This is a genomic window from Roseateles puraquae, assembly GCF_002205845.1.
In the GTDB taxonomy this organism is placed as follows: Bacteria; Pseudomonadota; Gammaproteobacteria; order Burkholderiales; family Burkholderiaceae_C; genus Pelomonas; species Pelomonas puraquae.
In genome coordinates, this window is the sequence record NZ_NISI01000001.1 from 308,819 (window position 1) to 331,471 (window position 22,653).

The following is a 22,653-nucleotide window of genomic DNA, read 5'->3' on the forward strand; positions in this document are numbered from 1 at the left end:
CATGACTTCTCGCAAGCTGGGCCTGGCCCTCGCTCTGGCCCTGGCCGCCGGCACTGCGCTGGCCGACCCCTCGCCGGCCAAGAAGGCCCTGATCGACCGCATCGTCGCGCTGCAGCAGCAAGGCATGGCGGAAAGCCTGGCGGCCAATATCGTCCAGGGCCCGATCTCCCAGGTCACGCAAGCCGGCCGATCGGCCCTGCAGCAATTGCCGGCCGACAAGCGCGAGGCCACGGCCAAGGCCATGGACGTCGAATTGAAGAAGTTCATCGAAGAGAACGTGCCCTACCTGAAGGACAAGATCTCCAAGGCCTTGCCGACGACCTCTTCGGCGCTGCTGGATGAACGCTTCAACGAGGACGAACTGAAGCAGATCCTGGCCTGGGCAGAATCTCCGGTCAGCCAGAAGTTCGGCATGATGACCGTGGAACTCCAGAAGGCCGTTGCCCAGAAGGTCATGGCCGAGGCCGGCCCGACGCTCGATGGCCGGTTCAAGACGCTCAACGCCAACCTCGCCAAGCAGCTCGGGCTGAATGCCCCGGCCGGAGCCTCGGCGCCGAAGGCGGCAACGCCCGCCCCGGCACCGAAGAAGTAAAGACCTGATGACCGCTCACCGCCCGTTCAACTTTTCCGCCGGCCCCGCCACCCTGCCTGAACCGGTCCTGCGCCAGGTGGCGGCCGAAATGCTGGACTGGGGCGGCAGCGGCATGAGCGTCATGGAGATGAGCCACCGCGGCAAGGAGTTCATCTCCATTGCCGAGGCGGCCGAGCGTGACCTGCGCGAACTGCTGTCGGTGCCACCTCACTTCCGCGTCCTGTTCATGCAGGGCGGCGGCCTGGGTGAGAACGCCATCGTCCCGATGAACCTGAGCCGCGGCGGCAAGGTGGACGTTGTCGTCACGGGTTCATGGTCGCGAAAGAGTGCCGCCGAGGCACGTCGTTATGCGGATGTGCACGTTGCCGCAGAAGGCAATGGCCGCGAAATCCCGCGCGACTGGCGCCTGCGCGACGATGCAGCTTATGTGCACGTGTGCACCAACGAGACCATCGATGGTGTCGAGTTCCACGACCTGCCTCTCGTCGACAACGGCGTGCCGCTCGTCATCGACTGCTCGTCCCACATGCTCTCGCGCCCGATCGATTGGTCGCGCGTCGGGCTCGCCTTCGGCGGGGCACAAAAGAACATCGGCCCGGCCGGCCTGACCCTGGTGTTCGTGCGCGAAGACCTGCTTGGCCACGCCATGAGCATCTGCCCTTCAGCGTTCAACTACGAGACGGTCGCCGCAGCGCAGTCCATGTACAACACGCCGCCCACGTTCGCGATCTACGTCGCCGGCCTCGTGTTCCAGTGGGCCAAGGCCTTCGAGTACGCGGGCAAGCAGGGCTTGGCCGCCATCGAGCAGCGCAATATCGACAAGGCCGCCCTGCTCTACCAGGCGCTGGACGGCGCCAGCCTCTACGAGAACCGCGTGCAAGCCAATTGCCGCTCGCGCATGAACGTGCCCTTCTACTTGAAGGACGAGCGCCTCAACGACGCCTTCCTGACTGAAGCCAAGGCAGCCGGCCTGCTGCAGCTCAAGGGCCACAAGACCGTGGGCGGCATGCGCGCTTCCATCTACAACGCGATGCCGCTGGAGGGCGTCCAGGCGCTCGTGGCCTTCTTGAAGGATTTCGAGGCCCGCCATGGCTGAACCCGTTGCTTCCCAGGCCCTGCTCGCCTTGCGGGACCAGATCGATGGCCTGGACCGGCAGTTGCTGGAGCTGCTCAATCAGCGCGCCCGCGTCGCCGAGCAGGTGGGCGAGATCAAGCGCGCAGAGGGCACGCCCTTCTTCCGGCCGGACCGCGTCGCACAGGTCATCGAGAAGATTCGCACCGCGAACCCGGGTCCACTGAAGGCAGAGCATGTGTCAGCCATCTGGCGCGAGATCATGTCGGCCTGCCTGGCGCTTGAATCGCCCCAACGGGTCGCGGTACTCGGCCCGGTCGGCACGTTCTGCGAGCAAGCGGCCATCGAGTACTTCGGCGGCGCGGCCGACATCATCTACTGCGCCAACTTCGACGAGGTCTTCCACGCGACCGCCAGCGGCAGCGCCCAGTTTGGCGTCGTTGGCGTCGAGAACATGACCGAAGGCGTCGTGACCCGCTCACTCGACCTGTTCCTGCACACGCCCTGCCACGTGGTCGGCGAGGTCAGCCTGCTGATCCGCCACAACCTCATGCGCAAGGAGCCGTCGATGCACGGCATCGAGGCGGTGCTGGCCCATCCGCAAGCGCTGGCCCAGTGCCAGAACTGGCTGAACAAGCACCTGCCTGACGTCGAGCGCCGCGCCGTGTCGAGCAACGCCGAGGGCTCACGACTGGCCGCCACCAACCCGGCCTGGGCGGCCCTGGGCAGTGAGCGCGCCTCCACGATGTTCGGCCTGCACATCACCGCGCACGCCATCCAGGACGAGGCCTACAACCGTACCCGCTTCGCCGTGATCTGCCTGCCGCAGACCATGGCCACGCCGCCGGCCACAGGCCGCGACTGCACCAGCCTGGTCGTGTCCGTGCCCAACCGGCCCGGCGCCATGCACGACCTGCTGGTGCCGCTCAAGACGCACGGCGTGTCCATGACACGGCTGGAGTCCCGCCCGGCTCGCACCGGCCAGTGGGACTACTACTTCTACATCGATCTCGATGGCCACCCGAACCAGCCGCATGTGGCGGCAGCCCTGGCGGAGTTGCGCGAGATCTGCGCCTTCTTCAAGATGCTGGGCGCCTACCCGGTGAAGAATTAGGCCCACCATGTTCAACCAGCTTGGCGTCATCGGCTGCGGCCTCATGGGCGGCAGCTTCGCGCTGGCCATGAAGCGGGCCGGCCTCGTCCGGCGCGTCATCGGCTACAGCAAATCGCCCTCGACCACGGAGCAGGCCAAGAAGCTCGGCGTCATCGACGTCGCGGCGGAATCGGCACTGCTGGCGGTGTCAGGCTCCGACATCGTGCTGATCGCCGTGCCGGTATCCGCCACCGAAAGCACGCTCAAGGCCATCCGCCACCTGGTCAACCCGGGCGTGCTGTTCATGGACGTCGGCTCCACCAAGTGCGACGTGATCGAGGCATCGCGCCGGGCGCTGGGCGAGCGGGCCGCGAGCTTCGTGCCCTGCCACCCGATCGCCGGCAAGGAGTCTGGCGGCGTGCAGCATGCCGAAGCCACGCTGTACGAAGGCCGACAGGTCATTCTCACGCCCCAGCCCTTCACAAACCCGGCCCTGGTGCAGCGCGCAACCGACGTCTGGTCGGCGCTCGGCGCCACGGTGCTAAAGATGCGGCCGCACAACCACGATGCCGCCTTCGCCGCTGTCAGCCACCTGCCGCACCTGCTGGCCTTCGCGTATTTCCAGGCCATCGCCGAACAGCCGGCCGCGCGTGATTACCTGAGCCTCGCTGGCCCGGGGTTCCGCGACTTCACCCGCATCGCGGGGGGCGAACCGGCGGTGTGGCGCGACATCCTGCTGGCCAACAAGCATGAAGTGCTGGCGCAGTCCAAGCGCTTTCGCACCACGCTCGATCAGCTCGAAGCGCTCATCGAAGCAGGCGATGCCGCCGCCCTGGAAGCCGCCCTGCGCCCGATTGCCGAAGGCCGCGAGGCCTGGAGCCTGCCCTCTCCCGCTGTTCCCCCCGGCCGCTCGACGGCTAAGTGATGTTCAAGATCCCCTTTCTCGACCTGCCGCCCCTGCGCAGTGCCGCGGGCACCGTGCGCCTGCCCGGCTCCAAGAGCATTTCCAACCGCGTTCTGCTGCTGGCGGCACTGAGCGAAGGCCGTACCGTGGTGCGCGACCTGCTGGCCTCTGACGATACGGCGGTCATGCTGGACGCGCTGCGAGCCCTTGGCTGTGGCGTGGCGCAAGACGGCGACACCGTCAGCATCGTGGGCCTGGGGGGCCAGTTGCTGGCCAAGCAGGCCCAGCTCTTCCTTGGCAATGCCGGCACTGCCATGCGACCGCTCACGGCCGCCCTGGCCGTGATGGCGGCCACGCAGGGCGGCAGCTTCGAGGTGTCGGGCGTGCCGCGCATGCACGAGCGCCCGATTGGCGACCTGGTCGATGCACTGCGTGGCCTGGGCTGCGCCATCGACGACCTCGGCAACCCGGGCTACCCGCCGCTGCGCTTGCGCGGGCCCGCATCGCTGGCGCTCGACACGCCGGTGCGCGTGCGGGGTGACGTCTCCAGCCAATTCCTCACAGCGCTGCTGCTGGCCTTGCCTCTGGTGGCCGAGCGCGACATCCGCATCGAGGTCATCGGCGAGTTGATCTCCAAGCCCTACATCGAGATCACGCTCGCGCTGCTGGCAAGGTTTGGCATCGATGTGAAGCGGGAGGGCTGGTCTGCCTTCGTGATCCCGGCCGGCAGCCGTTACCGCTCGCCCGGCGAGGTCTTCGTGGAGGGCGACGCCTCGTCGGCGAGCTATTTCGTTGGTCTGGGCGCCATCGCAGCCGCCGATGCGCCAATCCGCATCGAGGGCGTGGGCAGCGAATCCCTGCAGGGCGATGTGCGCTTCATCGAGGCAGCCGCGGCCATGGGCGCTGACGTGAAGGCCGGCCCGAACTGGCTGGAAGTCCGCCGTGGCGCCTGGCCGCTCAAGGGCATCACGCTCGATTGCAATCACATCCCCGACGCGGCGATGACGCTTACCGTCATGGCGCTCTACGCCGACGGCCCGACCACGCTGACCAACATCGCCAGCTGGCGCGTGAAGGAGACCGACCGCATCGCCGCCATGGCCACCGAACTGCGCAAGCTCGGCGCCGCGGTCGAGGAAGGCCCCGACTGGATCCGCGTGCAGCCGCTCCACGACTGGAAGGCGGCTGCCATCCACACCTACGACGACCATCGGGTCGCGATGTGCTTCTCCTTGGCGGCCTTCAACGGCTTGGTTACCGAGAAGGCACAGCCGGTACGCATCCTGGAGCCGCACTGCACGGCCAAGACCTTCCCTGACTATTTCGAGACCCTGTTCGGCGTCGTCACCGCGCGCCCCGACGACATCCCGGTCATCACCATCGACGGCCCGACCGCCTCCGGCAAGGGCACGCTGGCCGACGAGGTCGCGAAGGCGCTTGGCTTTGGCGTGCTCGACTCCGGCGCCCTCTACCGCGTGACCGGCCTGGCAGCGCGCCGCGCGGGGCTGGACCTGGACGACGGCACCGCCGTCGCGGCCATCGTGCCCACCCTGGACCTCCGTTTCGCCGACGGCCACGTCTTCCTGGGCCAGGAAGACGTCACCGCGCGCCTGCGGGCCGAAGCCACCGGCCTGCTGGCCTCCCAGGTGGCCGTTCACCCCGCCGTTCGCCAGGCCTTGCACCAATGGCAGCTCGACTTCCGCCGCCTGCCCGGGCTGGTCGCCGACGGGCGCGACATGGGCACCGCCCTCTTCCCCGGCGCGCCTCTCAAGGTCTTCCTGACCGCCAGTGCCGCCACGCGGGCGGAGCGGCGATATAAGCAATTGATTTCCAAGGGAATTCCGGCTAATATGGAGAGCTTGCGCGAAGATTTGGAGGCGCGGGACGAGCGGGACAAGAACCGCGCGAGCTCGCCTTTGACTCCCGCACAAGATGCGCAGCTGCTCGACAACTCGGCGCTTTCCATCGAAGCCTCGGTGGATCAGGTGTTGAATTGGTGGCAAAAGCGCCGGCCCTTCTGAGGCAACTCAGCCGGGCCCAGGCCTGAGAAGCCACCGGCCCGCCGGCCAGCGACCGAACGCCCGTTCGATCGTCAGGGCAGATGCAAATCTGCCGTGGTTGGCGATGTCAACAACCTAACCCCGCAGGCTTGCCTGCACCGCCGCGCCAATCTTCCGGCGCATCAGGATCAACTCAACATGTCCCAAACCCAAACCGCCGCTTCCGGCATGGAATCCTTTGCCGCAATGTTCGAGGAGTCGCTGCAGCGCTCCGACATGCGCGCTGGCGAAGTGATCTCGGCCGAAGTCGTTCGTGTCGAACACAACTTCGTCGTCGTCAACGCTGGCCTCAAGTCTGAAGCCTACGTGCCCATCGAAGAGTTCAAGAACGACCAAGGCGAACTGGAAGTCCAGGTCGGCGACTTCGTCTCCGTCGCCATCGACGCCATCGAAAACGGCTACGGCGACACCATCCTGTCGCGCGACAAGGCCAAGCGCCTGGCCTCGTGGCTGAGCCTGGAAACGGCCCTGGAGTCCGGCGACTTCGTGACCGGCACCGTCTCCGGCAAGGTCAAGGGCGGCCTGACCGTTCTGGTCAACGGCATCCGCGCCTTCCTGCCCGGCTCGCTGCTGGACACCCGCCCGGTGAAGGACATGAGCCCGTTCGAGGGCAAGACCATGGAATTCAAGGTCATCAAGCTCGACCGCAAGCGCAACAACGTTGTGCTGTCGCGTCGCGCCGTGGTGGAAGCCTCCATGGGTGAAGAGCGCGCCAAGCTGCTCGAGACGCTGTCCGAAGGCGCCATCGTCCAGGGCGTGGTCAAGAACATCACCGAATACGGTGCGTTCGTCGACCTGGGCGGCATCGACGGCCTGCTGCACATCACCGACATGGCCTGGCGCCGTGTCCGTCACCCGAGCGAAGTGGTGACGGTTGGCCAGGAACTGACGGCCAAGGTCCTGAAGTTCGACGCCGAGAAGAACCGCGTCTCCCTGGGCATCAAGCAGCTGGGCGACGACCCCTGGTTCGGCGTGGCCCGCCGCTACCCGACCGGCACGCGCCTGTTCGGCAAGGTCACGAACATCGCCGACTACGGCGCGTTCGTCGAGATCGAGCCGGGCATCGAAGGCCTGGTGCACGTCTCCGAGATGGACTGGACCAACAAGAACATCGCCCCCAGCAAGCTGGTTTCGCTGGGCGACGAAGTCGAAGTCATGGTCCTGGAAATCGACGAAGACAAGCGTCGCATCTCCCTGGGCATGAAGCAGTGCAAGGCCAACCCGTGGGAAGAGTTCGCCGAGAACGTCAAGCGCGGCGACAAGGTCAAGGGCCCGGTCAAGTCGATCACCGACTTCGGCGTGTTCGTGGGCCTGGCCCAGGGCATCGACGGCCTGGTGCACCTGTCCGACCTGTCGTGGGACGAGTCGGGTGAGACCGCCGTTCGCAACTTCAAGAAGGGCCAGGAAGTCGAAGCCGTCGTGCTGGCCGTGGACGTCGAGCGCGAGCGCATCTCCCTGGGCATCAAGCAGCTGGACAGCGACCCCTTCACCGCCTACACGACCATCAACGACCGCGGCGCCTCGGTGACCGGCAAGGTCAAGACGGTGGACCCGCGCGGCGCTGAAGTCGAGCTGGCTGACGGCGTGATGGCCTATCTGCGCGCTTCGGAAATCTCCCGCGACCGCGTGGAAGACGCCCGCAACGTGCTGAAGGAAGGCGACGAAGTCACCGCCATCATCGTCAACGTGGATCGCAAGACCCGCAACATCCAGCTGTCGATCAAGGCCAAGGACAACGCCGACAACCAGGAAGCCATGCAGCGCCTGAGCCAGTCCAACGAGCGTGAAAACGCCGGCACGACGAGCCTGGGCGCCCTGCTGCGCGCCAAGCTGGACAACCAGGGCAACTAAGCCCTCGTTGCAACACCCGGCCTGCAGTCATCAGCACTGAGGCCGGGTATGCTCCCGACAGGCTCGCCGGCCTTGCCAGCGGGCCTGTTTCAATTACAGACAGCAAATGCAACCACAGGGGCACAGCATCGGCCCTGGCCGCGGGGTCGCCCTTCGTGCCCCTGTGGTTGCCTTTTGACCTCGAGCCCTGCCCCATGACCCGTTCCGACCTCGTCGCCGTCCTTGCCGAACGCTTCGGCCAGCTGACCCAGCGCGACACCGAGTTCGCCGTCAAGACCATCCTCGACGCCATGAGCGACGCCCTCGCCCGCGGCCACCGCATCGAGATTCGCGGCTTCGGCAGCTTTTCCATCAGCCGGCGCCCGCCGCGCGTTGGCCGCAACCCGCGCAGCGGCGAGCAGGTCATGATCCCGGAAAAGCTCGCGCCGCACTTCAAGCCCGGCAAGGCGCTGCGCGAAGCGGTCGACAAGCACCTCCCAGTCACCGACGCCTGAGCCAGAATCCGGGGCCATGCGCACGCTTGTCTGGCTCCTGCGAGCCCTTGTCTTCTTCACGCTGTTCGCGTTCGCGCTGAACAATGGCCATGAGGCTGTCGTGCGCTGGTTCTTCGGCCACGAATGGCGCGCGCCCCAAGTGATCATCGTGCTGGTGGCGTTCGCCGCCGGCGCGGCTTTCGGCGTGCTGGCCATGGTGCCAGCCTGGTGGCGCCACCGCCGTGCCGCCCAGCGGGCCGAGCCCGCACAAGCCAGCCCCACCCCGGCGCCCGATACGCCTGCAACGCCTTACGCTGCCCACCAAGATGGAGTTTGATCCGCGCTGGCTGCTTTTCGTCCTGCCCGTCGTCTTCGTGCTCGGGTGGCTGGCCTCCAAGCTGGACTCCAAGCAATGGAAGCTCGAACAGCGTGAATCGCCCAAGGCCTACTTCAAAGGCCTGAACCTGCTGCTGAACGAACAGCAGGACAAGGCGATCGACGCCTTCATTGAAGCCGTTCAGAACGACCCCGACACCTCCGAACTGCACTTCGCCCTCGGCAGCCTCTTCCGACGCCGTGGCGAGACGGAGCGGGCCGTGCGCGTGCACGAGCACCTGCTGCGCCGCGGCGATCTACCCAAGGCCGAGCGCGACCGCGCCCAGCATGAACTCGCGCAGGACTTCTTCAAGGCGGGCCTCTTCGACCGCGCCGAGGCTGCCTACGCCGAGTTGCGCGGCACGGCCTTCGAGCGCGAAGCGCGGCTGGCGCTGCTGTCGCTGTACGAGCGCTCGCGCGACTGGGCCAAGGCGGCCGAGGTGGCGGCAGAGCTCGAAGCCGCCGGCACCGGCTCCTTCTCCAGCCGCATTGCCCACTACCTCTGCGAGCAGGCCCTCGTGGCACAGGCACAGGGTCATGGCGACCTCGTCCCGGCGCTGCTCGACCAGGCCCAGCGTCGATCACCCGAATCGGCCCGCGCCTACGTGCTGCAAGGCCAGATGCTGCTGAAGGCGAACCAGCCTGAAGCCGCGCTCGCGGCCTTCACCCACTTGCTGGCCGTGAATCCACCCGCTTTCAATCTGGTCGCGGCCGATTGCGCAGCGGCGGCGCAGGCCTTGGGCCGCCCGGAACGCGCCATTACGCTGTTGCTTGAGCAGTACCAGCGCGCGCCCAGCATGCATTTGCTGCGGGCCCTGGCGACCCTTCAGCCCGGGCCGCAGCGCGAGCGGCTTGCCGCGCATCTGCGCGAACAGCCGGCGCTTTCCGCCGCCACGGACCTCCTCAAGCTCAACGCCAGCGCCCTGCCCCCCGATGAGGCCGCGCCGCTGATCCAGACCCTGGAAAAGGCCACCAAGCCCCTGCAACGCTACCGCTGCGCGGCCTGCGGCTTCGAGGCGGCCCACTATTTCTGGCAATGCCCCGGCTGCCTGAACTGGGACACCTATCCCCCTCGCCACGTAGAAGAACTTTGAGCGCCCGTCACATCATCTGCATGAAGTGGGGCACGAAGTACGGCCCCGAGTACGTCAATCGCCTGTACGCGATGGTGCGCCGCCACCTGCAGGGCGACTTCCGCTTCGTTTGCCTCACCGACCGGACCGAGGGCATCCGCGACGAAGTGAAATGCTTCCCCATCCCCGAGCTCACGCTGCCCAACGGTGAGCCCGAACGCGGCTGGAAGAAGCTCACGACCTTCAGCCCCACGCTCGTCCATGACTACGGGCTCCAGGGCACGGCGCTCTTCCTGGACCTGGACGTGGTCATCGTCGACGACATCACGCCCTTCTTCGAGGTGCCAGGTCAGTTCCTCATCATTCACGATTGGAAGCGCCCCTGGCGGATCACCGGCAACTCGTCAGTCTACCGCTGGGAGCTGGGCGCCCACCAGGATGTGTTGACCGAGTTCGTCGCTGACCAGGCCAAGGCCAAGGCCGACTACCGCAACGAGCAGGCCTTCCTCTCGGCGGTGCTGCATCGGCAAGGCGTGCTGCAGTACTGGAACGCCGCTTGGTGCGCCAGCTACAAGTACCACTGCATTCCGGCCTGGCCGACCAGCTATTGGCGCGACCCCTTCGTGCCCGCCGGTGCCCGCATCCTGATCTTCCACGGCGTCATGAACCCGCCTGACGCGCTGGCCGGCCGCAGCAATGGCAACTGGCGCCATGCCCGCCCGGCGCGCTGGATCGCCGACCACTGGCGCGAATGAACCTCGTCATCCACGCGGTGCAGGCCCTGCTGGTCCTGCTGACCGGCCTGCTGGTGTGGGAGACGCTGACCGTTCTGCGCGCCCGCGTGCCCGCGCAGACCCGCGCCGTCACGGTGGGCGACGAAGCACCGGCCAGCACCGCCACACTGCCCCGCATCATCTGGACCTACTGGCAGACCGCGCCCGCGCCCGAGTTCATCCAGGCCTGCATCGCCAACTGGCGGCAGTTCGCGCCCAACCACGAGGTGCGCCTGCTGGACCGCAGCAGCATCGAATCCTGGCTGCCCAGCCTGCGAGCCGACTTCAACAGCCTGCCCGCCTACCGCCAGGCCGACTGGCTCCGCGTTCAACTGCTCGCGCGCCACGGCGGCATCTGGATGGATGCCTCCATGCTGCTCAGCCGCGACCTCGGCTGGCTGCACGACACCCAGCGCCGCCGAGGCGCCGACTATGTCGGCTTCTACATCGACCGCTACTCCACGCGTCCGACCCTACCCATCATCGAGAACTGGATGATGGCCTCGGTTCCGGGCGGCCGTTTCGTGAGCGCGCTCGCTGCGGCCTTCGACCTGGCCCTGGACGAAGGTGCCGAAGCCCTGCTGCAGCGCCTGCGCAGCGAAGGCCGGCACGCGCAGGTGGTGCAGGCGCTGACCGAGGATTTCCAGCGCTACCTGCTCATGCACGTCGCTGCCAGCGAGCTGTTGGACCGTTCCCCGCAACTCGCACGGCTCGTGCTGCTGCGCGCCGAGGACGGGCCGTTTGCCTGGCATGCGGGCGTGGGTTGGCGCAAGCGCCACCTGTTCGCCCGGCTGGCGCTGGCCCCCTGCCCGCGCATGCTGCCCGCCGTGCTGAAGCTGCGCGGCGGCGACCGCACCGTCGTCGAGCGCAACTGGCGCCGTGGCTGGGTCTCGCCGTTCAGCGCCCTGCGTCATCTGCTCGCACCGCCCCGGTGAACACGCCCTGGCTCAGCCTGCTGTTCCCGATGTACCGGGTGGAGCCCTGGCTGGGCGCCTGTCTGGCATCGCTGCAGGCCCAGGATCTGGCGGGTGTCGAGCTGGTGTTCGTCGACGACGCCTCGCCCGACAACGCCGCCGCGCTGGTGCAGCAAGCCTTGCCGCAGGCCCGTGTGATCCGCCAGCCGCACAACCGCGGCGTCAGCGCCGCCCGCAACCGCTTGCTGGAGGAGGCGCGGGGGGACTACCTCTGGTTCATCGACCCGGACGATCTCGTCGAACCCGGTGCGGTGCAGCGCCTGCGCGGCCTCATCCAGGCCCACCAGCCTGATCTGGTCAGCTGCGACTTCCGGGTCTTCGACGACGGCCCGTCCACCGCTTCCGTCAAGCCGCGCCACCGGCATCTGCCCAGCTTCGACGGCCCGGCCGGCGTGCTGATGGACGACATCGACCAGCGCCTGCGCGGCTACTTCGTGCACGGGCAGTTCCACCCCTGGAGCAAAGTCGTGCGACGCGCCTGCTGGCCGTCGACGCTGCGCTTTCCCGAGGGCCGGGTGTTCGAGGACATGGCGGTCTACCCGCGACTGCTCTTGCACACGCCCCGCCACCTGCATGTGGCTGAAGTCTGGATCGCGTACCGGCAACGCGGCGGCAGCCTGCTCAGCCAGCTGGACGCGCGGCGCCTGGACGACTGGACAGCGGCGATGGATGGCCTGGCCGCCGAGCTGCCGCCGCTCAAGGACGACACGCGCTTCGAGATTGCGCACTTCTGCGCCCGGACCCAGCTGCGCGCCCGCCGGCGCCGGCTGCAGCTCGGCGGCGAGGCCCTGGCTGGGCTGGTCACCGATGCCGAGCGCTTCGCGCGCAGCTCGCCGCTGTCGCGTCGCGCACTCCTCGCCGCCTACTTCAGGCGGGGGCGCTGGCTGCGTGGCCTGCAGTGGTGGCGCAGCGGGTGATCAGCCCTTCGTAGCGCGCCTGCATCAGCGCCAGGCCGTGCGCCGCCTGGGCGCGGTCGCGCGCCGCCTCGCCCAGCCGCGTCGCCAGGGCCGGGTCGCTCAGCAGCTGCGCCATGGCCGCGGCCAGCGCGGCGGCATCGCCCTCCGGCACCAGCAGGCCCGTCACGCCAGGCTCGATCACGCCGCGCACGCCGATGACGTCGGACGCGATGCAGGCACAACCCGCTGCCATCGCCTCGACCAGCGCCAGGGGCATTCCCTCAAAGTGCGTGGAGAGCACATAGACCCGCTGCGACCGCAGCAGGCCCGGCATGTCCCGGTGGTGCCCGAGGAACGCCACCTGCCCCCCTACGCCACGCCGCGCTGCGCGGGCCTGCAAGCGTGCGAGTAGCGGCCCGGTGCCGGCCACTTGCAGGCGGGGCGTCAAGCCGTGTGACGCAGCGAGCAGCGGCAGCGCGTCGATCAAGGTGGCATGGTCCTTCTGGCGCGCCAGTCGCGCAGACATCACCAGGCCTGCCTCTCGCTCGCCCGCAGGCGGCGCGGGCTCGGCGAACCGGGCCAGGTCGATCCCATTGGGGATGGCCCAGGTCTTGGCCCGGGGCAAGCCCTGAGCGAGCAGCGTCTGCCGCACCCCCTCGCTCACGCCCACAAACGCGGCCGTCCGCTCCGCCAGGCGCCGGCTGAGCCAGCGGCTCCAGGGCGTGTAGCGCTCGCGCGAGTTGTGTTCGACCTGAATCAGCACCGGCACCTCGGCACGCAGGCCGGCCTGGCGGCCGATGAGGTGCTCCGGAAATCCGTGCGCCAGCAGCGCCAGCGGCTGCAGGTCGCGCAGCAGTCGCGCCAAGGCCGCAATCGTCGGCAGGTGCGACCAGCCGCCCGGCACGAGATGCACCGTCAGTCCTTGGGCCCGCAGGGCATCCACCCGCGCCATCGGCGTGTGGCCCTTGCGCCGCAGCACCAGCACCGGGGCATAGGGCCCGGCGTGCAGCGCAGCCAGGCACAGATCCACCGCCACCTGGGTGGCACCCGAAAAGCCGCCTGTCACGAAGTGGACGACGGTCGGGCGGTCAGCGGACACAGGGTTCGGCATGGCGGCGCAGTGTAGGAGGGAGAATCGCGCCCCATGTCTCCTGACACCAACGCCTCCGCACCGCCGTCCGTCTTGCGCCGCCTGGGCCGGTTTGTCTTCCCGCACCGATGGGGTGCGCTGCTCACGGTGCTGGCCTACATCGGCGCCGCGGCCACCGAGCCGATGCTGCCCAAGCTCATCGGCTACGCCTTCGGCGAGGGCTTCGCCAAGGATGCCTTCCCGCTGTGGATGGTGCCGGTCACGCTGATCGGCCTGTACCTCGTGCGCGGCATCTTCAGCTTTGCCGGCCAGTACCTCTTCAACTGGACGGTCACACGCAGCGTCATGGACTTCCGCGCTGCCCTCGTGCAGGCCCTGATGCGGCTGGACGCACAGGTCTACACCCGCGTGCAGCCCGGCACGGCTGTCAGCAAGGTCGTCAACGACCCGCAGCAGATCCTTCAGCTCGTGGGCGATGTCGGCATGAGCGTGCTGCGCGACGGGCTGCCGGCTCTGGCCATCCTCCTCTATCTGTTCTTCCTGAACTGGAAGCTCACGCTGCTGGCCCTCGTGGTCACGCCGTTGATGGCCTTCGTGATGAAAAAGGTCAACCAGCGCGTACGGCTGATGGCCTCGCGGTCCTACGACTCTCAGCTGCTGCTGGTCAACAAGATCGACGACCTCGCCCGCGCCTGGCGGGTGGTGCGACAGTTCGGCGCCGAGGCGCACGAACGCGACCGCTTCCACGACCTGTCCGACCAGGTCCGCCGCAACACGATGAAGACCGTGACGGCGGGTGCCCTGTCGCAGCCACTGTCGCAGCTGGTGGCCAGCGTGGGCCTGTCCTTCATCATCTGCGTGGCGCTGTGGCAGGCGCGCGCCGAGGGCACCGGCGTGCAGGCCTTTGCCGAGTTCGTGGCGGCGCTGATCCTGCTGACCTCGCGCCTGCGTCACCTGTCCGACCTGGCGGCGCCCCTGACCCGCGCCACCGTCATCGCCAAGGGCTGCTTCGAGCTGATGGACGAGCCCAAGGAAGCCGACGGCGGCACGACGACGCTGCCCGGGCCGGCCCGCGGCGACCTCGCGATGCAGGACGTCAAGCTCACCTACCCCGGTGCCAGCCAGCCCGCACTCGATGGCCTGTCGCTGCACTTCCCCGCCGGCAAGACCACGGCGCTCGTGGGGGCCTCGGGCGCGGGCAAGAGTTCCATCATCCACCTGCTGCTGGGCTTTGGCCGGCCAGACGGCGGCCGCATCCTGCTGGACGGCACCGACATCGAGACGCTCACCCGCCTGAGCCTGCGCCGCCAGTTCGCCGTGGTGTCACAGGACATCGTGCTGTTCGACGACTCCGTCGCCAACAACATCGCCTACGCACAGCCGCGCGACGAGGGCCGACTGGAGGCCGCGCTGCGGACCGCCCACCTGTGGGAGTTCGTGCAGAGCCTGCCGGAAGGCGTCGAGACCTCGGTCGGCGCCAACGGCAGCAAGCTGTCCGGCGGTCAGCGCCAGCGGTTGGCCATCGCCCGCGCGCTCTACAAGGAAGCGCCGATCTGGATCTTCGATGAAGCCACCTCGGCGCTGGACACCGAAAGCGAGCGCGCCGTGCAGCAGGCCCTGGCGGCGTGGTCAGGCCGCAAGACCTTGATCGTCATCGCGCACCGGCTGTCCACCATCCGGGATGCGGATGCCATCCATGTGCTCGGCGCCGGCCAGCTCATCGAGACCGGCACGCATGCCGAGCTGATGGCTCGCGACGGCGCCTACGCCGCCATGGTTCGCGCCCAGGCGGGCGAGTCATGAGGCGCCGGGCGCTGCTGCTCTCGGGGCTGGCAGCGCCTGCGTTCGCCCTGACGGCGATCGAAGTGAACACGGCCAAGCGCGCCACGCTGGAGTCGGTGCCAGGCCTCGGTCCGGCGTTGGTCCAGCGGCTGCTGGCAGCGCGCCCGTTCACCGGCTGGCCTGATCTGATGCAGCGCGTGCCCGGCATCAAGGCCGCCACCGCCACACGGCTCTCGGCTGCCGGGCTGCGGGTGGCCGGCGAAGCGTTCGAGTCAGCAGCCGGCGGCAAAGCCGGCTGAGCGGCTTCGCCGCAGCGACGCCGGGTCGATCTGCGGCGCCCGCGCCGGCCAGCCGAAGAAGCGCTGCACCTCCGCCCGCTTGGCCAGGGTGTCGCTCATGCCGAGGTTGATCAGCTCGCCCACGAAGCTCGGCTCGAACAGCAGATAGCTCACCAGCGCCGACCCGCTCATCGCCTTGCCCTTGCCCGTCACACCGAAGGCCCGCAGCATGGCGCGCACCGATTGAGGCAGGCTCGCCTGGTGATCGCTGGCCAGGTCGTCCAGCCGGCGGCTGGGTGCGATGACGAGCAGGTCGATCGGCCGCAGCGCCGAGGCGGCCCGCGCGTCCCGCGGCAGCAGGGCCAGCGTGCGGTTGATGCGACGCAGCCGCTCCACATCCACCGACAGCGCGTCCAGGAAGATGTTGGACAGCGCATGGCCGGCAATCTGGGCCATGCTGGGGTGCTGGTCGGTCGCCGCCACGCGGCGGCCTTCGGGCTCCTTCATGCGGCCTGCGCCGATCACGAGGATGCGCTCCGAGCCCAGGTGTACCGCGGGCGAGATGGGTGCGCTCTGGCGCATGGAGCCGTCGCCAAACCACTCCGGCAGCCCTTCCAGGTCGATGCGCTCGGCCGGAAAGATGAACGGGATGGCCGACGAGGCCATCAGGTGGTTCAAGGTGAGCCGTGCCTGCACCGCCATGCGCTGCTCCCGCAGCCAGGGCACGACGTGGTGGTGGGTCTGGAAGAAGGTGACGTGCTGGCCCGAGGTGTAGCTCGAGCCCGTCAGGGCGAGCGCCCGCAGGTGGCCGGCTTCCAGCATGGGCTCCAGGCGGTCCATGTTCAGGTAGCGGCCGAGCAACTCGCGCAGTGGCTTGTTATCGAGCAGGCTGCGCGGGCGGCTGCGCGTCCAGCGGGCCAGCGCCCAGCCCAGGCTCAGCATCGACAGCCAGCGGGCACCGCTCTTCACGGCCTCGAAGGCATCGGCGCGGTAGATGTGCTCGACGTGCAAGCCCTGCCACAGATGCAGCAGCCCGTCGACCGCGGCGTCGAAGTCATCGGCATGGCAAGCCAGCGTGGCAGCATTGATGGCGCCGGCCGACGTGCCGCTGATGATCGGAAACGGGTTGCCGGCCACGCCGGCATCGCGCCGCAACTGCGCGATCGCGGCGAGCACGCCGACCTGGTAGGCCGCACGCGCGCCGCCCCCGGTCAGGATGAGCCCCGTGACCGCGGCTGGCCGAGCAAGGCCTGTCGACGGCGCGGCAGGCTTGGGGACGACGTGCAGCATCGGCGAAATCATCGCCGATACCGGCCGTCAGCTCACTTCGTAAATGACCTCAGCCGCAGTGCCCAGCTTGGCCAGCGCCTCGTCGGCCGGCCAGAAGCGGCTGGTCTCGCCGAGCTCCACGAGCCAGCGCGCACCCACCTGCCCGCCTTGGGGCTCGGCCTGCACCGACACCCGCACCGGCAAGCCCAGCTTGCGGGTGCCGCCCTCCTCCGTCTCCACCACGCGAGGCGGGAAGCGCTGCACCAGCTCGTGGATCAGGCCCGCCGTGCCGGCATCACTCAGCATCAGGTGGCGGCCGAAGCGAGCCCGCGCGGCGGCCAGGCTCCACACCGCCTGCACGTTCATCCGCAGGCCACCGGAGAAACGGTCGTTCTGCACCTTGCCCTGGGCGATGATGAGTTCGTCCTCGGCCAGCAGCTCCTTGTTGGCGTTGAGCAGTTCCTCGTTGGCCACGGCCTCGATGGCATCGCTCTTGTCGTCGAGCTTGAAGATGGCAACGCGGCCGCGCTGGCCGTTGATGACCCGCATGCCGCTGACGATGCCGGCCACCAGCACCGGGTCGCGGCTGTCTTGCAGGTCAGCGATCTGGCGTTTGACGATGCGGCGCACCTCCGTGCCGCTCTGGTCGAACAGGTGGCCCGAGAGGTAGAAGCCGATGGCCGTCTTCTCCAGCGACAGGCGCTCCTTGATGCTCCAGGGCGCTGCGTCCACCAGGTCGGGCTCGGCGGTGCTGGAGGCATGCGAGTCGCCGAAGTCGAACAGCCCGCCCTGGTCGGCGTTCGCCTCGGTCGTCTCCGCGTGGGTGTAGCCACGGCCGACGCTGGCCAGCAGCTTGGAGCGCTCGGGGTTGATGCTGTCGAAGGCACCGGCCTTGATCAGGGCCTCCACCACGCGCTTGTTTACCGCCTTGCGGTCCACCCGCAGGCAGAAGTCGTAGAAGCTCAGGAAGGGGCCGCCCGCCTCGCGCGCCGCGATGATGGCCTCGATGGCGCCACGCCCGGTGCCCTTGACGGCACCCAGGCCGTAGTTGACGAGTCGGTCGGACAGCGGCTCGAAGCGGTACTGCCCCTTGTTCACGCAAGGCGGCTGGAACTCGATGCCGAACAGCTTGGCATCGTTGAGCAACACCTTGAGCTTGTCGGTGTCGTCCATTTCGATGGTCATGTTCGCGGCGTAGAACTCGGCCGTGTAGTGCGTCTTCAGCCAGGCCGTGTGATAGCTCAGCAGCGCATACGCCGCAGCGTGCGACTTGTTGAAGCCGTAGCCGGCGAACTTCTCCATCAAGTCGAAGACCTCGTCGGCCTTGGCCTGGTCGATGCCTTTCTCCGCGGCGCCCTTGCGGAAGATCTCGCGGTGCATGGCCATCTCTTCGGCCTTCTTCTTGCCCATGGCACGGCGCAGCATGTCGGCGCCGCCGAGGCTGTAGCCGCCCAGCACCTGGGCCGCCTGCATCACCTGCTCCTGGTACACGAAGACGCCGTAGGTCTCTTCCAGCACCTGGCCCAGCAGCGGATGCGGGTACTCGATGGTCTCCTTGCCGTGCTTGCGCGCCACGAAAGACGGGATCAGGTCCATCGGACCCGGCCGGTACAGCGACACCAGGGCGATCAAGTCCTCGAAGCGGGAGGGCTTGGCATCTTTCAGCAAGCGCTGCATGCCGGGGGATTCAAACTGGAACACGCTTTCCGACAGCCCCTTGCCGAACAGGTCGAAGGTCTTGCGGTCGGTCAGCGGCACGTTGGCCCAGTCGAAGTCGTGGCGGTCAGCATGCCGCGCCACGATGAACTTCTTGGCCAGCTCCAGGATGGTCAGCGTCGCCAGGCCCAGGAAGTCGAACTTCACCAGGCCAATGGCCTCCACGTCGTCCTTGTCGTACTGGCTGACCGCGCTGGTGGAGCCCGGCTGCTGGTACTGCGGGCAGAAGTCGGTGATCTTGCCCGGCGCGATCAGCACGCCGCCCGCGTGCATGCCGATGGACCGCACCGTGCCTTCCACGCGCGCCGCCATCTCCAGCAGGCCGGCCACTTCTTCGTCAGATTTCTCGCGCTCCTCGATCTCCGGCGATTCATGCCGCGCGTAGACCATCTTGGCCTTCTCGGGGTCGAAGTTGGGCGGCAGCTTGGCCAGCGTCACCGTCTTGCCGGGCGGCGCCGGCACGAGCTTGGCGATCGAATCGACATGGCCGAAACCCATGCCCAGCACCCGCCCGATGTCGCGCAGCGCCCCCTTGGCGGCCATGGTGCCGAAGGTGGCAATCTGGCTGACGGCCGGGCGGCCGTACTTGTCCTTCACGTACTCGATGACCCGGTCGCGATTGCCCTGGCAGAAGTCGATGTCGAAGTCGGGCATCGACACCCGCTCCGGGTTCAGGAAGCGCTCGAACAGCAGGTTGTAGCGCAGCGGGTCCAGGTCCGTGATGAGCAGTGCATAGGCGACCAGCGAGCCCGCACCCGAACCCCGGCCGGGGCCCACCGGGCAGCCGTTTTCCTTCGCCCAGCGGATGAAGTCCGACACGATGAGGAAGTAGCCCGGGAAGCCCATCTTGATGATGGTGTTGAGCTCGAACTCCAGCCGCTCCACGTAACGCGGCCGCTCCTTCTCGCGCTCGGCCTCGTTGGGGAACAAGTGCACGAGCCGGTCCTTGAGGCCCGCATGGCTGAGCTCGCGGAAGTACTGCTCCATCGGCATGGGCGTGCCGTCTTCAAGCAGCGGGGTCGGGAAGTTGGGCAGCTGCGGCTTGCCCAGCACCAAGGTCAGCGAGCAGCGCCGCGCGATCTCGACCGTGTTCTCGATGGCGCTCGGGATGTCCTTGAACAGCGCCCGCATCTCGGCCTGGGTCTTGAAATACTGACTGGGCAGGAAGCGCTTGATGCGCTTGGGGTTGGCCAGGGTCTCGCCCTCGGCCACACAGACCCGGGCCTCATGGGCTTCGAAGTCGTCCTCGGTCAGGAACTGGATGGGGTGGGTCGCCACCACCGGAAGGCCGAGCTCCGCTGCCAGCGGCACGCTCGCCTGCACCAGCGCCTCCTGGCCCGGCAGGCCGGCGCGCTGCAGTTCGATATAGAAGCGCCCCGGAAAGGTCGCCGACAGCCGCTCCGCCCATTCACGCGCCCGCACCTTGTCGCCCTGCAACAGGGCCTGGCCCAGGCCGCCGTGCTGCGCGCCGGACAGGCAGATCAGCCCGCCGCCGAGTTCCTGCAGCCATTCCCACTTCAGGCAGGCCTGGTTGCGCTGCACGTTGTCGATCCAGGCGCGGGACAGCAACTCGCTCAGGTTCAGGTAGCCCTGCTTGTCCTGCACCAGCAGCAACAGCCGGCTCGGTGGCTTGTCGCCCGCCTCGGCCTCCAGCCAGCAGTCGGCGCCCAGGATGGGCTGCACGCCCTTCTTGCGCATGGCGGAGTAGAACTTGATGCCACCGAACAGGTTGGCCAGGTCGGTGATGGCCGCGGCGACCTGGCCATCCTTGGCCGCGGCGGCAGCGGCGTCATCCGTGCGAAGCGTGCCATCCACCACCGAGAACTCGGTGTGCATGCGCAGGTGGACGAAGGGAAGTTCTTGAGGAGTCGAAGCGTCGGTCTCGGGCATCACGGCATTGTAGGAATGCCGCCGAAGCCCGCCGCTTCAGCCGAAGGCGATCGAGGCCAGCACGACCTGGTTGCCACCGCGACGCTGCGCCTCATGCACCGCGGCTTCACTGGCCGTCATCAACTCGTCCTGGCGCGACGCGGTGTGCGGGAAGCTCGACACGCCCATGGAGATGGACAGGCCCAGGTCCTGCCCGTTCAACACGACGATCTGCGCGGCGCACTGGCGGCGCAGTTGCTCCATGCGGGCATGCGCCGTGGCCAGACCGACGCCCGACAGCAGCACCGCAAACCGCTGCGGGCCGATGCGGCAGGCCGAGTCCATGGCGCGGGTGTTGGCGCGCAGCATGCGGCCGATGCCCTCGAGCAGCCGCTGCTGAGCTTCCTCGCCAAGGCTCGCAATCTTGGGCGACGCGTCCAGTGCGATGACGACCAGCGCGAACTCCCGGTGCTCGCGGGAGGACAAGTCGATCTCGCGCAGCAACTGGTCGTCGAACTGGGCACGCATGTACAGGCCCGACACGTCGTCGCGGCCCGAGCCCTGCTGCAGCTCCCGACGGATCTGCTCGATCGCACTCTGCTGCTGCTCGATCTGGGCCAGGGCGCGTTGCAACTGGGCCTCGCGCTGGCGCTCTTCGGTGCGCTCATGCCACACCGCCAGCAGGAACTCCGACCCCAGCGCCAGGCGCGTGACGCTGAACTCGCGACGCCGTCCACCGATTTCGAGCTTGTGCTCGCTGACGACCGGAAAACGCTGAGCCATCACGGTCTGCTCGACACGGCGCAGGGCCGTGGTCTCGTCCGGCTTGAGCAGCTCGGCATCGGTATGGCCCACCACCGCCTCGCGCCCGAACATCTCCACCAGCCCGGTGGTGGCGAACACATAGCGGCCCGTGGCCACCGACTTGATCGCCGCCTGGTTGCCCAGGGGCTCGATCAATGCCACCAAGCCGGCCAAGGCCTCGCCACCCAGGTCAGCATGACTCGCCAGCCAATGCGCCAGGCTGCCGGGCTGCGGCTCCATCGCGGTCTGGTCGGCAGTCATGTCCATGAAATCGTCTGGGTGCGATCGAGCGCACGCGGCGAAGCGCCACAGTGCGCCGAAGGTGTCAGGGGAATGTAGTGGGCGGCGCGAAGGGCCAGCAAGGCCAGCCGCCCCCATGAATCAGGCCTCCCCCCTAGAAGGTCGTTCATGGCCTGGAATCGTAACGAGTTTCCTCGCGCTGACCCACGACAATGGACCGCATTCGAGGGAGGGGTATGCAGGGATTCGATGTGGTCGTGGTGGGCGCGGGTGCCGCCGGGCTGTTCTGCGCGGGGCGCGCCGGCCAGGCCGGCTTGCGCGTGTTGTTGATCGACCATGCCGCCAGGGTGGCTGAAAAGATCCGTATCTCGGGCGGCGGCCGTTGCAATTTCACGAATCGTGAGGCCGGCCCGGCAAACTTCCTGTCGGAGAACCCGGCCTTCTGCCGCTCGGCCCTGGCGCGCTACACGCCGCAAGACTTCATCAAGCTGGTGCAACAGCACGGCATCGCCTTCCACGAAAAGCACAAGGGCCAGCTGTTCTGCGACGACTCGGCCGAGCAGATCATCCAGATGCTGCTGCGCGAATGCGAGGCGGGCGGCGTGACGCGCTGGCAGCCCTGCACCGTGGCCGACGTGCGGCTGCGGGCCGAGGGCGGCTTCGAGCTCGACACATCTCAGGGCACGGTGCAGGCGCCGCGGCTGGTGGTGGCGACCGGAGGCCTTCCCGTACCCAAGATCGGCGCCAGCGACTGGGGGCTGCGCCTGGCCACGCGTCTGGGGCACGCCATCGTCGAGCCGCGCCCGGCACTGGTGCCACTCACCTTCGACGCCGAAGCCTGGGCGCCGTTTGCAGCCCTGGCGGGCCTCTCGCTGCCGGTCGAAGTGGCGTGCGGCAAAGGCAAGGCGCGGGGTCGCTTCCTGGAAGACCTGCTCTTCACGCATCGCGGCTTGAGCGGCCCGGCCATCCTGCAGATATCAAGCTACCGGACGGAAGACGACCAGCCCCTGCAGATCAACCTCGCACCCGAGATTCAGCTCGACCGCGACCTGGTCGAGGCCAAAAGCGGGTCCCGGCGCCAGCTGGGCAACGAACTCGCTGCGCGCCTGCCCCAGCGCCTGGCGGCCGCCTGGCTGGAGCGCGCCGCACTGGACCCCACCCGCCCCCTGCCCGAATGCCGCGACGCCGACTTGCAGCGCCTCGGCCGCAGCGTTCACGACTGGCAACTCATGCCCACGGGCGACGAAGGCTGGCGCAAGGCGGAGGTCATGCGGGGCGGCGTCAGCACGCGTGATCTCAGTTCCCAGACCCTGGAAAGCCGGCATGTTCCAGGCTTGCACTTCATCGGCGAGGTCGTGGATGTGACAGGCTGGCTGGGTGGCTACAACTTCCAATGGGCCTGGGCCAGCGCGGCTGCCTGCGCTGAGGCGATGGCAGCCGCCCGCACGGCCGCCTGAGATGGGGCCCGG

The 22,653-nt window shown here is 68.1% G+C and carries 19 protein-coding genes; 15 read left to right on the forward strand and 4 right to left on the reverse strand.

The window, feature by feature from the left end:
• The first annotated feature begins 1 nt into the window (after position 1).
• The 12 genes from CDO81_RS01425 (at position 2) to CDO81_RS01480 (ending at position 12,157) form a co-directional block, all read left to right on the forward strand.
• On the forward strand, positions 2-592 hold the full coding sequence (locus tag CDO81_RS01425; protein ID WP_144397105.1) for a DUF2059 domain-containing protein: 591 nt from the start codon (positions 2-4) through the stop codon (positions 590-592).
• Between the two features lie 7 nt (positions 593-599).
• On the forward strand, positions 600-1,688 hold the full coding sequence (serC, locus tag CDO81_RS01430; protein WP_088481380.1) for a 3-phosphoserine/phosphohydroxythreonine transaminase: 1,089 nt from the start codon (positions 600-602) through the stop codon (positions 1,686-1,688).
• Positions 1,681-2,778 carry a prephenate dehydratase gene (gene pheA / locus CDO81_RS01435; RefSeq protein WP_088481381.1) on the forward strand — a complete coding sequence of 366 codons (1,098 nt, stop codon included), beginning with the start codon at positions 1,681-1,683 and terminating at the stop codon, positions 2,776-2,778. The genes serC and pheA overlap by 8 nt, the downstream gene beginning before the upstream one ends.
• A gap of 7 nt (positions 2,779-2,785) precedes the next feature.
• Positions 2,786-3,682, forward strand: a complete 897-nt coding sequence (locus CDO81_RS01440; protein WP_088481382.1) for a prephenate dehydrogenase — start codon at positions 2,786-2,788, stop codon at positions 3,680-3,682.
• A complete protein-coding gene (locus tag CDO81_RS01445) occupies positions 3,682-5,682 on the forward strand; it encodes a bifunctional 3-phosphoshikimate 1-carboxyvinyltransferase/cytidylate kinase (RefSeq protein WP_088481383.1) in 2,001 nt (666 codons plus the stop codon). Before CDO81_RS01440 ends, CDO81_RS01445 begins: the two co-directional genes overlap by 1 nt.
• A gap of 177 nt (positions 5,683-5,859) precedes the next feature.
• On the forward strand, positions 5,860-7,572 hold the full coding sequence (rpsA, locus tag CDO81_RS01450) for a 30S ribosomal protein S1 (protein WP_088481384.1): 1,713 nt from the start codon (positions 5,860-5,862) through the stop codon (positions 7,570-7,572).
• A 194-nt stretch (positions 7,573-7,766) separates the two neighbouring features.
• Positions 7,767-8,066 (forward strand): integration host factor subunit beta, encoded by a 300-nt coding sequence (locus CDO81_RS01455; protein ID WP_056202110.1) that lies wholly within the window; start codon positions 7,767-7,769, stop codon positions 8,064-8,066.
• A gap of 16 nt (positions 8,067-8,082) precedes the next feature.
• Positions 8,083-8,382, forward strand: a complete 300-nt coding sequence (locus CDO81_RS01460) for a LapA family protein (RefSeq protein ID WP_088481385.1) — start codon at positions 8,083-8,085, stop codon at positions 8,380-8,382.
• Positions 8,372-9,514 (forward strand): lipopolysaccharide assembly protein LapB, encoded by a 1,143-nt coding sequence (lapB, locus tag CDO81_RS01465; protein ID WP_088481386.1) that lies wholly within the window; start codon positions 8,372-8,374, stop codon positions 9,512-9,514. The genes CDO81_RS01460 and lapB overlap by 11 nt, the downstream gene beginning before the upstream one ends.
• A gap of 20 nt (positions 9,515-9,534) precedes the next feature.
• Positions 9,535-10,248, forward strand: coding sequence for a glycosyltransferase (locus tag CDO81_RS01470; protein WP_088481387.1), 714 nt, complete (start codon positions 9,535-9,537; stop codon positions 10,246-10,248).
• A complete protein-coding gene (locus CDO81_RS01475; protein WP_088481388.1) occupies positions 10,245-11,201 on the forward strand; it encodes a glycosyltransferase family 32 protein in 957 nt (318 codons plus the stop codon). The genes CDO81_RS01470 and CDO81_RS01475 overlap by 4 nt, the downstream gene beginning before the upstream one ends.
• Positions 11,198-12,157, forward strand: a complete 960-nt coding sequence (locus tag CDO81_RS01480) for a glycosyltransferase family 2 protein (protein ID WP_088481389.1) — start codon at positions 11,198-11,200, stop codon at positions 12,155-12,157. Before CDO81_RS01475 ends, CDO81_RS01480 begins: the two co-directional genes overlap by 4 nt.
• Here the strand turns inward: CDO81_RS01480 and CDO81_RS01485 are convergent.
• The gene (locus CDO81_RS01485) at positions 12,108-13,247 is read right to left on the reverse strand and encodes a glycosyltransferase (protein WP_088481390.1); all 1,140 of its coding nucleotides are present in this window, start codon (positions 13,245-13,247) and stop codon (positions 12,108-12,110) included. The genes CDO81_RS01480 and CDO81_RS01485 overlap by 50 nt on opposite strands.
• Positions 13,248-13,280: 33 nt before the next feature.
• Here CDO81_RS01485 and CDO81_RS01490 point away from each other — a divergent pair, with 33 nt between their 5' ends.
• Together CDO81_RS01490 and CDO81_RS01495 are read left to right on the forward strand one after the other, a co-directional pair.
• Complete coding sequence (locus CDO81_RS01490; protein ID WP_088481391.1) at positions 13,281-15,029, forward strand: ABC transporter transmembrane domain-containing protein; 1,749 nt, start codon at positions 13,281-13,283, stop codon at positions 15,027-15,029.
• A complete protein-coding gene (locus tag CDO81_RS01495) occupies positions 15,026-15,307 on the forward strand; it encodes a ComEA family DNA-binding protein (protein WP_088481392.1) in 282 nt (93 codons plus the stop codon). Before CDO81_RS01490 ends, CDO81_RS01495 begins: the two co-directional genes overlap by 4 nt.
• On the opposite strand, the gene CDO81_RS01500 is transcribed toward CDO81_RS01495, so the two are convergent.
• From CDO81_RS01500 to CDO81_RS01510, 3 genes are read right to left on the reverse strand one after another with little or no spacing between them, the layout of a single operon-like run.
• On the reverse strand, positions 15,281-16,576 hold the full coding sequence (locus CDO81_RS01500; protein WP_088481393.1) for a patatin-like phospholipase family protein: 1,296 nt from the start codon (positions 16,574-16,576) through the stop codon (positions 15,281-15,283). The genes CDO81_RS01495 and CDO81_RS01500 overlap by 27 nt on opposite strands.
• A gap of 27 nt (positions 16,577-16,603) precedes the next feature.
• On the reverse strand, positions 16,604-20,161 hold the full coding sequence (gene dnaE, locus CDO81_RS01505; protein ID WP_088481394.1) for a DNA polymerase III subunit alpha: 3,558 nt from the start codon (positions 20,159-20,161) through the stop codon (positions 16,604-16,606).
• A 36-nt stretch (positions 20,162-20,197) separates the two neighbouring features.
• Positions 20,198-21,205, reverse strand: a complete 1,008-nt coding sequence (locus CDO81_RS01510; protein ID WP_241516807.1) for a GGDEF domain-containing protein — start codon at positions 21,203-21,205, stop codon at positions 20,198-20,200.
• A gap of 215 nt (positions 21,206-21,420) precedes the next feature.
• On the opposite strand from CDO81_RS01510, the gene CDO81_RS01515 reads away from it, so the two are divergent.
• Positions 21,421-22,641 carry a BaiN/RdsA family NAD(P)/FAD-dependent oxidoreductase gene (locus CDO81_RS01515; RefSeq protein ID WP_088481395.1) on the forward strand — a complete coding sequence of 407 codons (1,221 nt, stop codon included), beginning with the start codon at positions 21,421-21,423 and terminating at the stop codon, positions 22,639-22,641.
• The last annotated feature ends 12 nt before the right edge of the window (positions 22,642-22,653 follow it).

Excerpts from the sequence above, each read along its gene's own strand:
- CDO81_RS01460 (WP_088481385.1), top strand. The coding sequence starts at position 8,083 with ATGCGCACGCTTGTCTGGCTCCTGCGAGCCCTTGTCTTCTTCACGCTG.
- dnaE (WP_088481394.1), bottom strand. The coding sequence starts at position 20,161 with ATGCCCGAGACCGACGCTTCGACTCCTCAAGAACTTCCCTTCGTCCAC.
- CDO81_RS01455 (WP_056202110.1), top strand. The coding sequence starts at position 7,767 with ATGACCCGTTCCGACCTCGTCGCCGTCCTTGCCGAACGCTTCGGCCAG.
- lapB (WP_088481386.1), top strand. The coding sequence starts at position 8,372 with ATGGAGTTTGATCCGCGCTGGCTGCTTTTCGTCCTGCCCGTCGTCTTC.
- CDO81_RS01510 (WP_241516807.1), bottom strand. The coding sequence starts at position 21,205 with ATGACTGCCGACCAGACCGCGATGGAGCCGCAGCCCGGCAGCCTGGCG.
- CDO81_RS01515 (WP_088481395.1), top strand. The coding sequence starts at position 21,421 with ATGCAGGGATTCGATGTGGTCGTGGTGGGCGCGGGTGCCGCCGGGCTG.
- serC (WP_088481380.1), top strand. The coding sequence starts at position 600 with ATGACCGCTCACCGCCCGTTCAACTTTTCCGCCGGCCCCGCCACCCTG.
- CDO81_RS01495 (WP_088481392.1), top strand. The coding sequence starts at position 15,026 with ATGAGGCGCCGGGCGCTGCTGCTCTCGGGGCTGGCAGCGCCTGCGTTC.
- CDO81_RS01425 (WP_144397105.1), top strand. The coding sequence starts at position 2 with ATGACTTCTCGCAAGCTGGGCCTGGCCCTCGCTCTGGCCCTGGCCGCC.
- CDO81_RS01440 (WP_088481382.1), top strand. The coding sequence starts at position 2,786 with ATGTTCAACCAGCTTGGCGTCATCGGCTGCGGCCTCATGGGCGGCAGC.
- CDO81_RS01490 (WP_088481391.1), top strand. The coding sequence starts at position 13,281 with ATGTCTCCTGACACCAACGCCTCCGCACCGCCGTCCGTCTTGCGCCGC.
- CDO81_RS01470 (WP_088481387.1), top strand. The coding sequence starts at position 9,535 with ATGAAGTGGGGCACGAAGTACGGCCCCGAGTACGTCAATCGCCTGTAC.
- CDO81_RS01485 (WP_088481390.1), bottom strand. The coding sequence starts at position 13,247 with ATGCCGAACCCTGTGTCCGCTGACCGCCCGACCGTCGTCCACTTCGTG.
- pheA (WP_088481381.1), top strand. The coding sequence starts at position 1,681 with ATGGCTGAACCCGTTGCTTCCCAGGCCCTGCTCGCCTTGCGGGACCAG.
- CDO81_RS01445 (WP_088481383.1), top strand. The coding sequence starts at position 3,682 with ATGTTCAAGATCCCCTTTCTCGACCTGCCGCCCCTGCGCAGTGCCGCG.
- CDO81_RS01500 (WP_088481393.1), bottom strand. The coding sequence starts at position 16,576 with ATGCTGCACGTCGTCCCCAAGCCTGCCGCGCCGTCGACAGGCCTTGCT.
- CDO81_RS01475 (WP_088481388.1), top strand. The coding sequence starts at position 10,245 with ATGAACCTCGTCATCCACGCGGTGCAGGCCCTGCTGGTCCTGCTGACC.
- rpsA (WP_088481384.1), top strand. The coding sequence starts at position 5,860 with ATGTCCCAAACCCAAACCGCCGCTTCCGGCATGGAATCCTTTGCCGCA.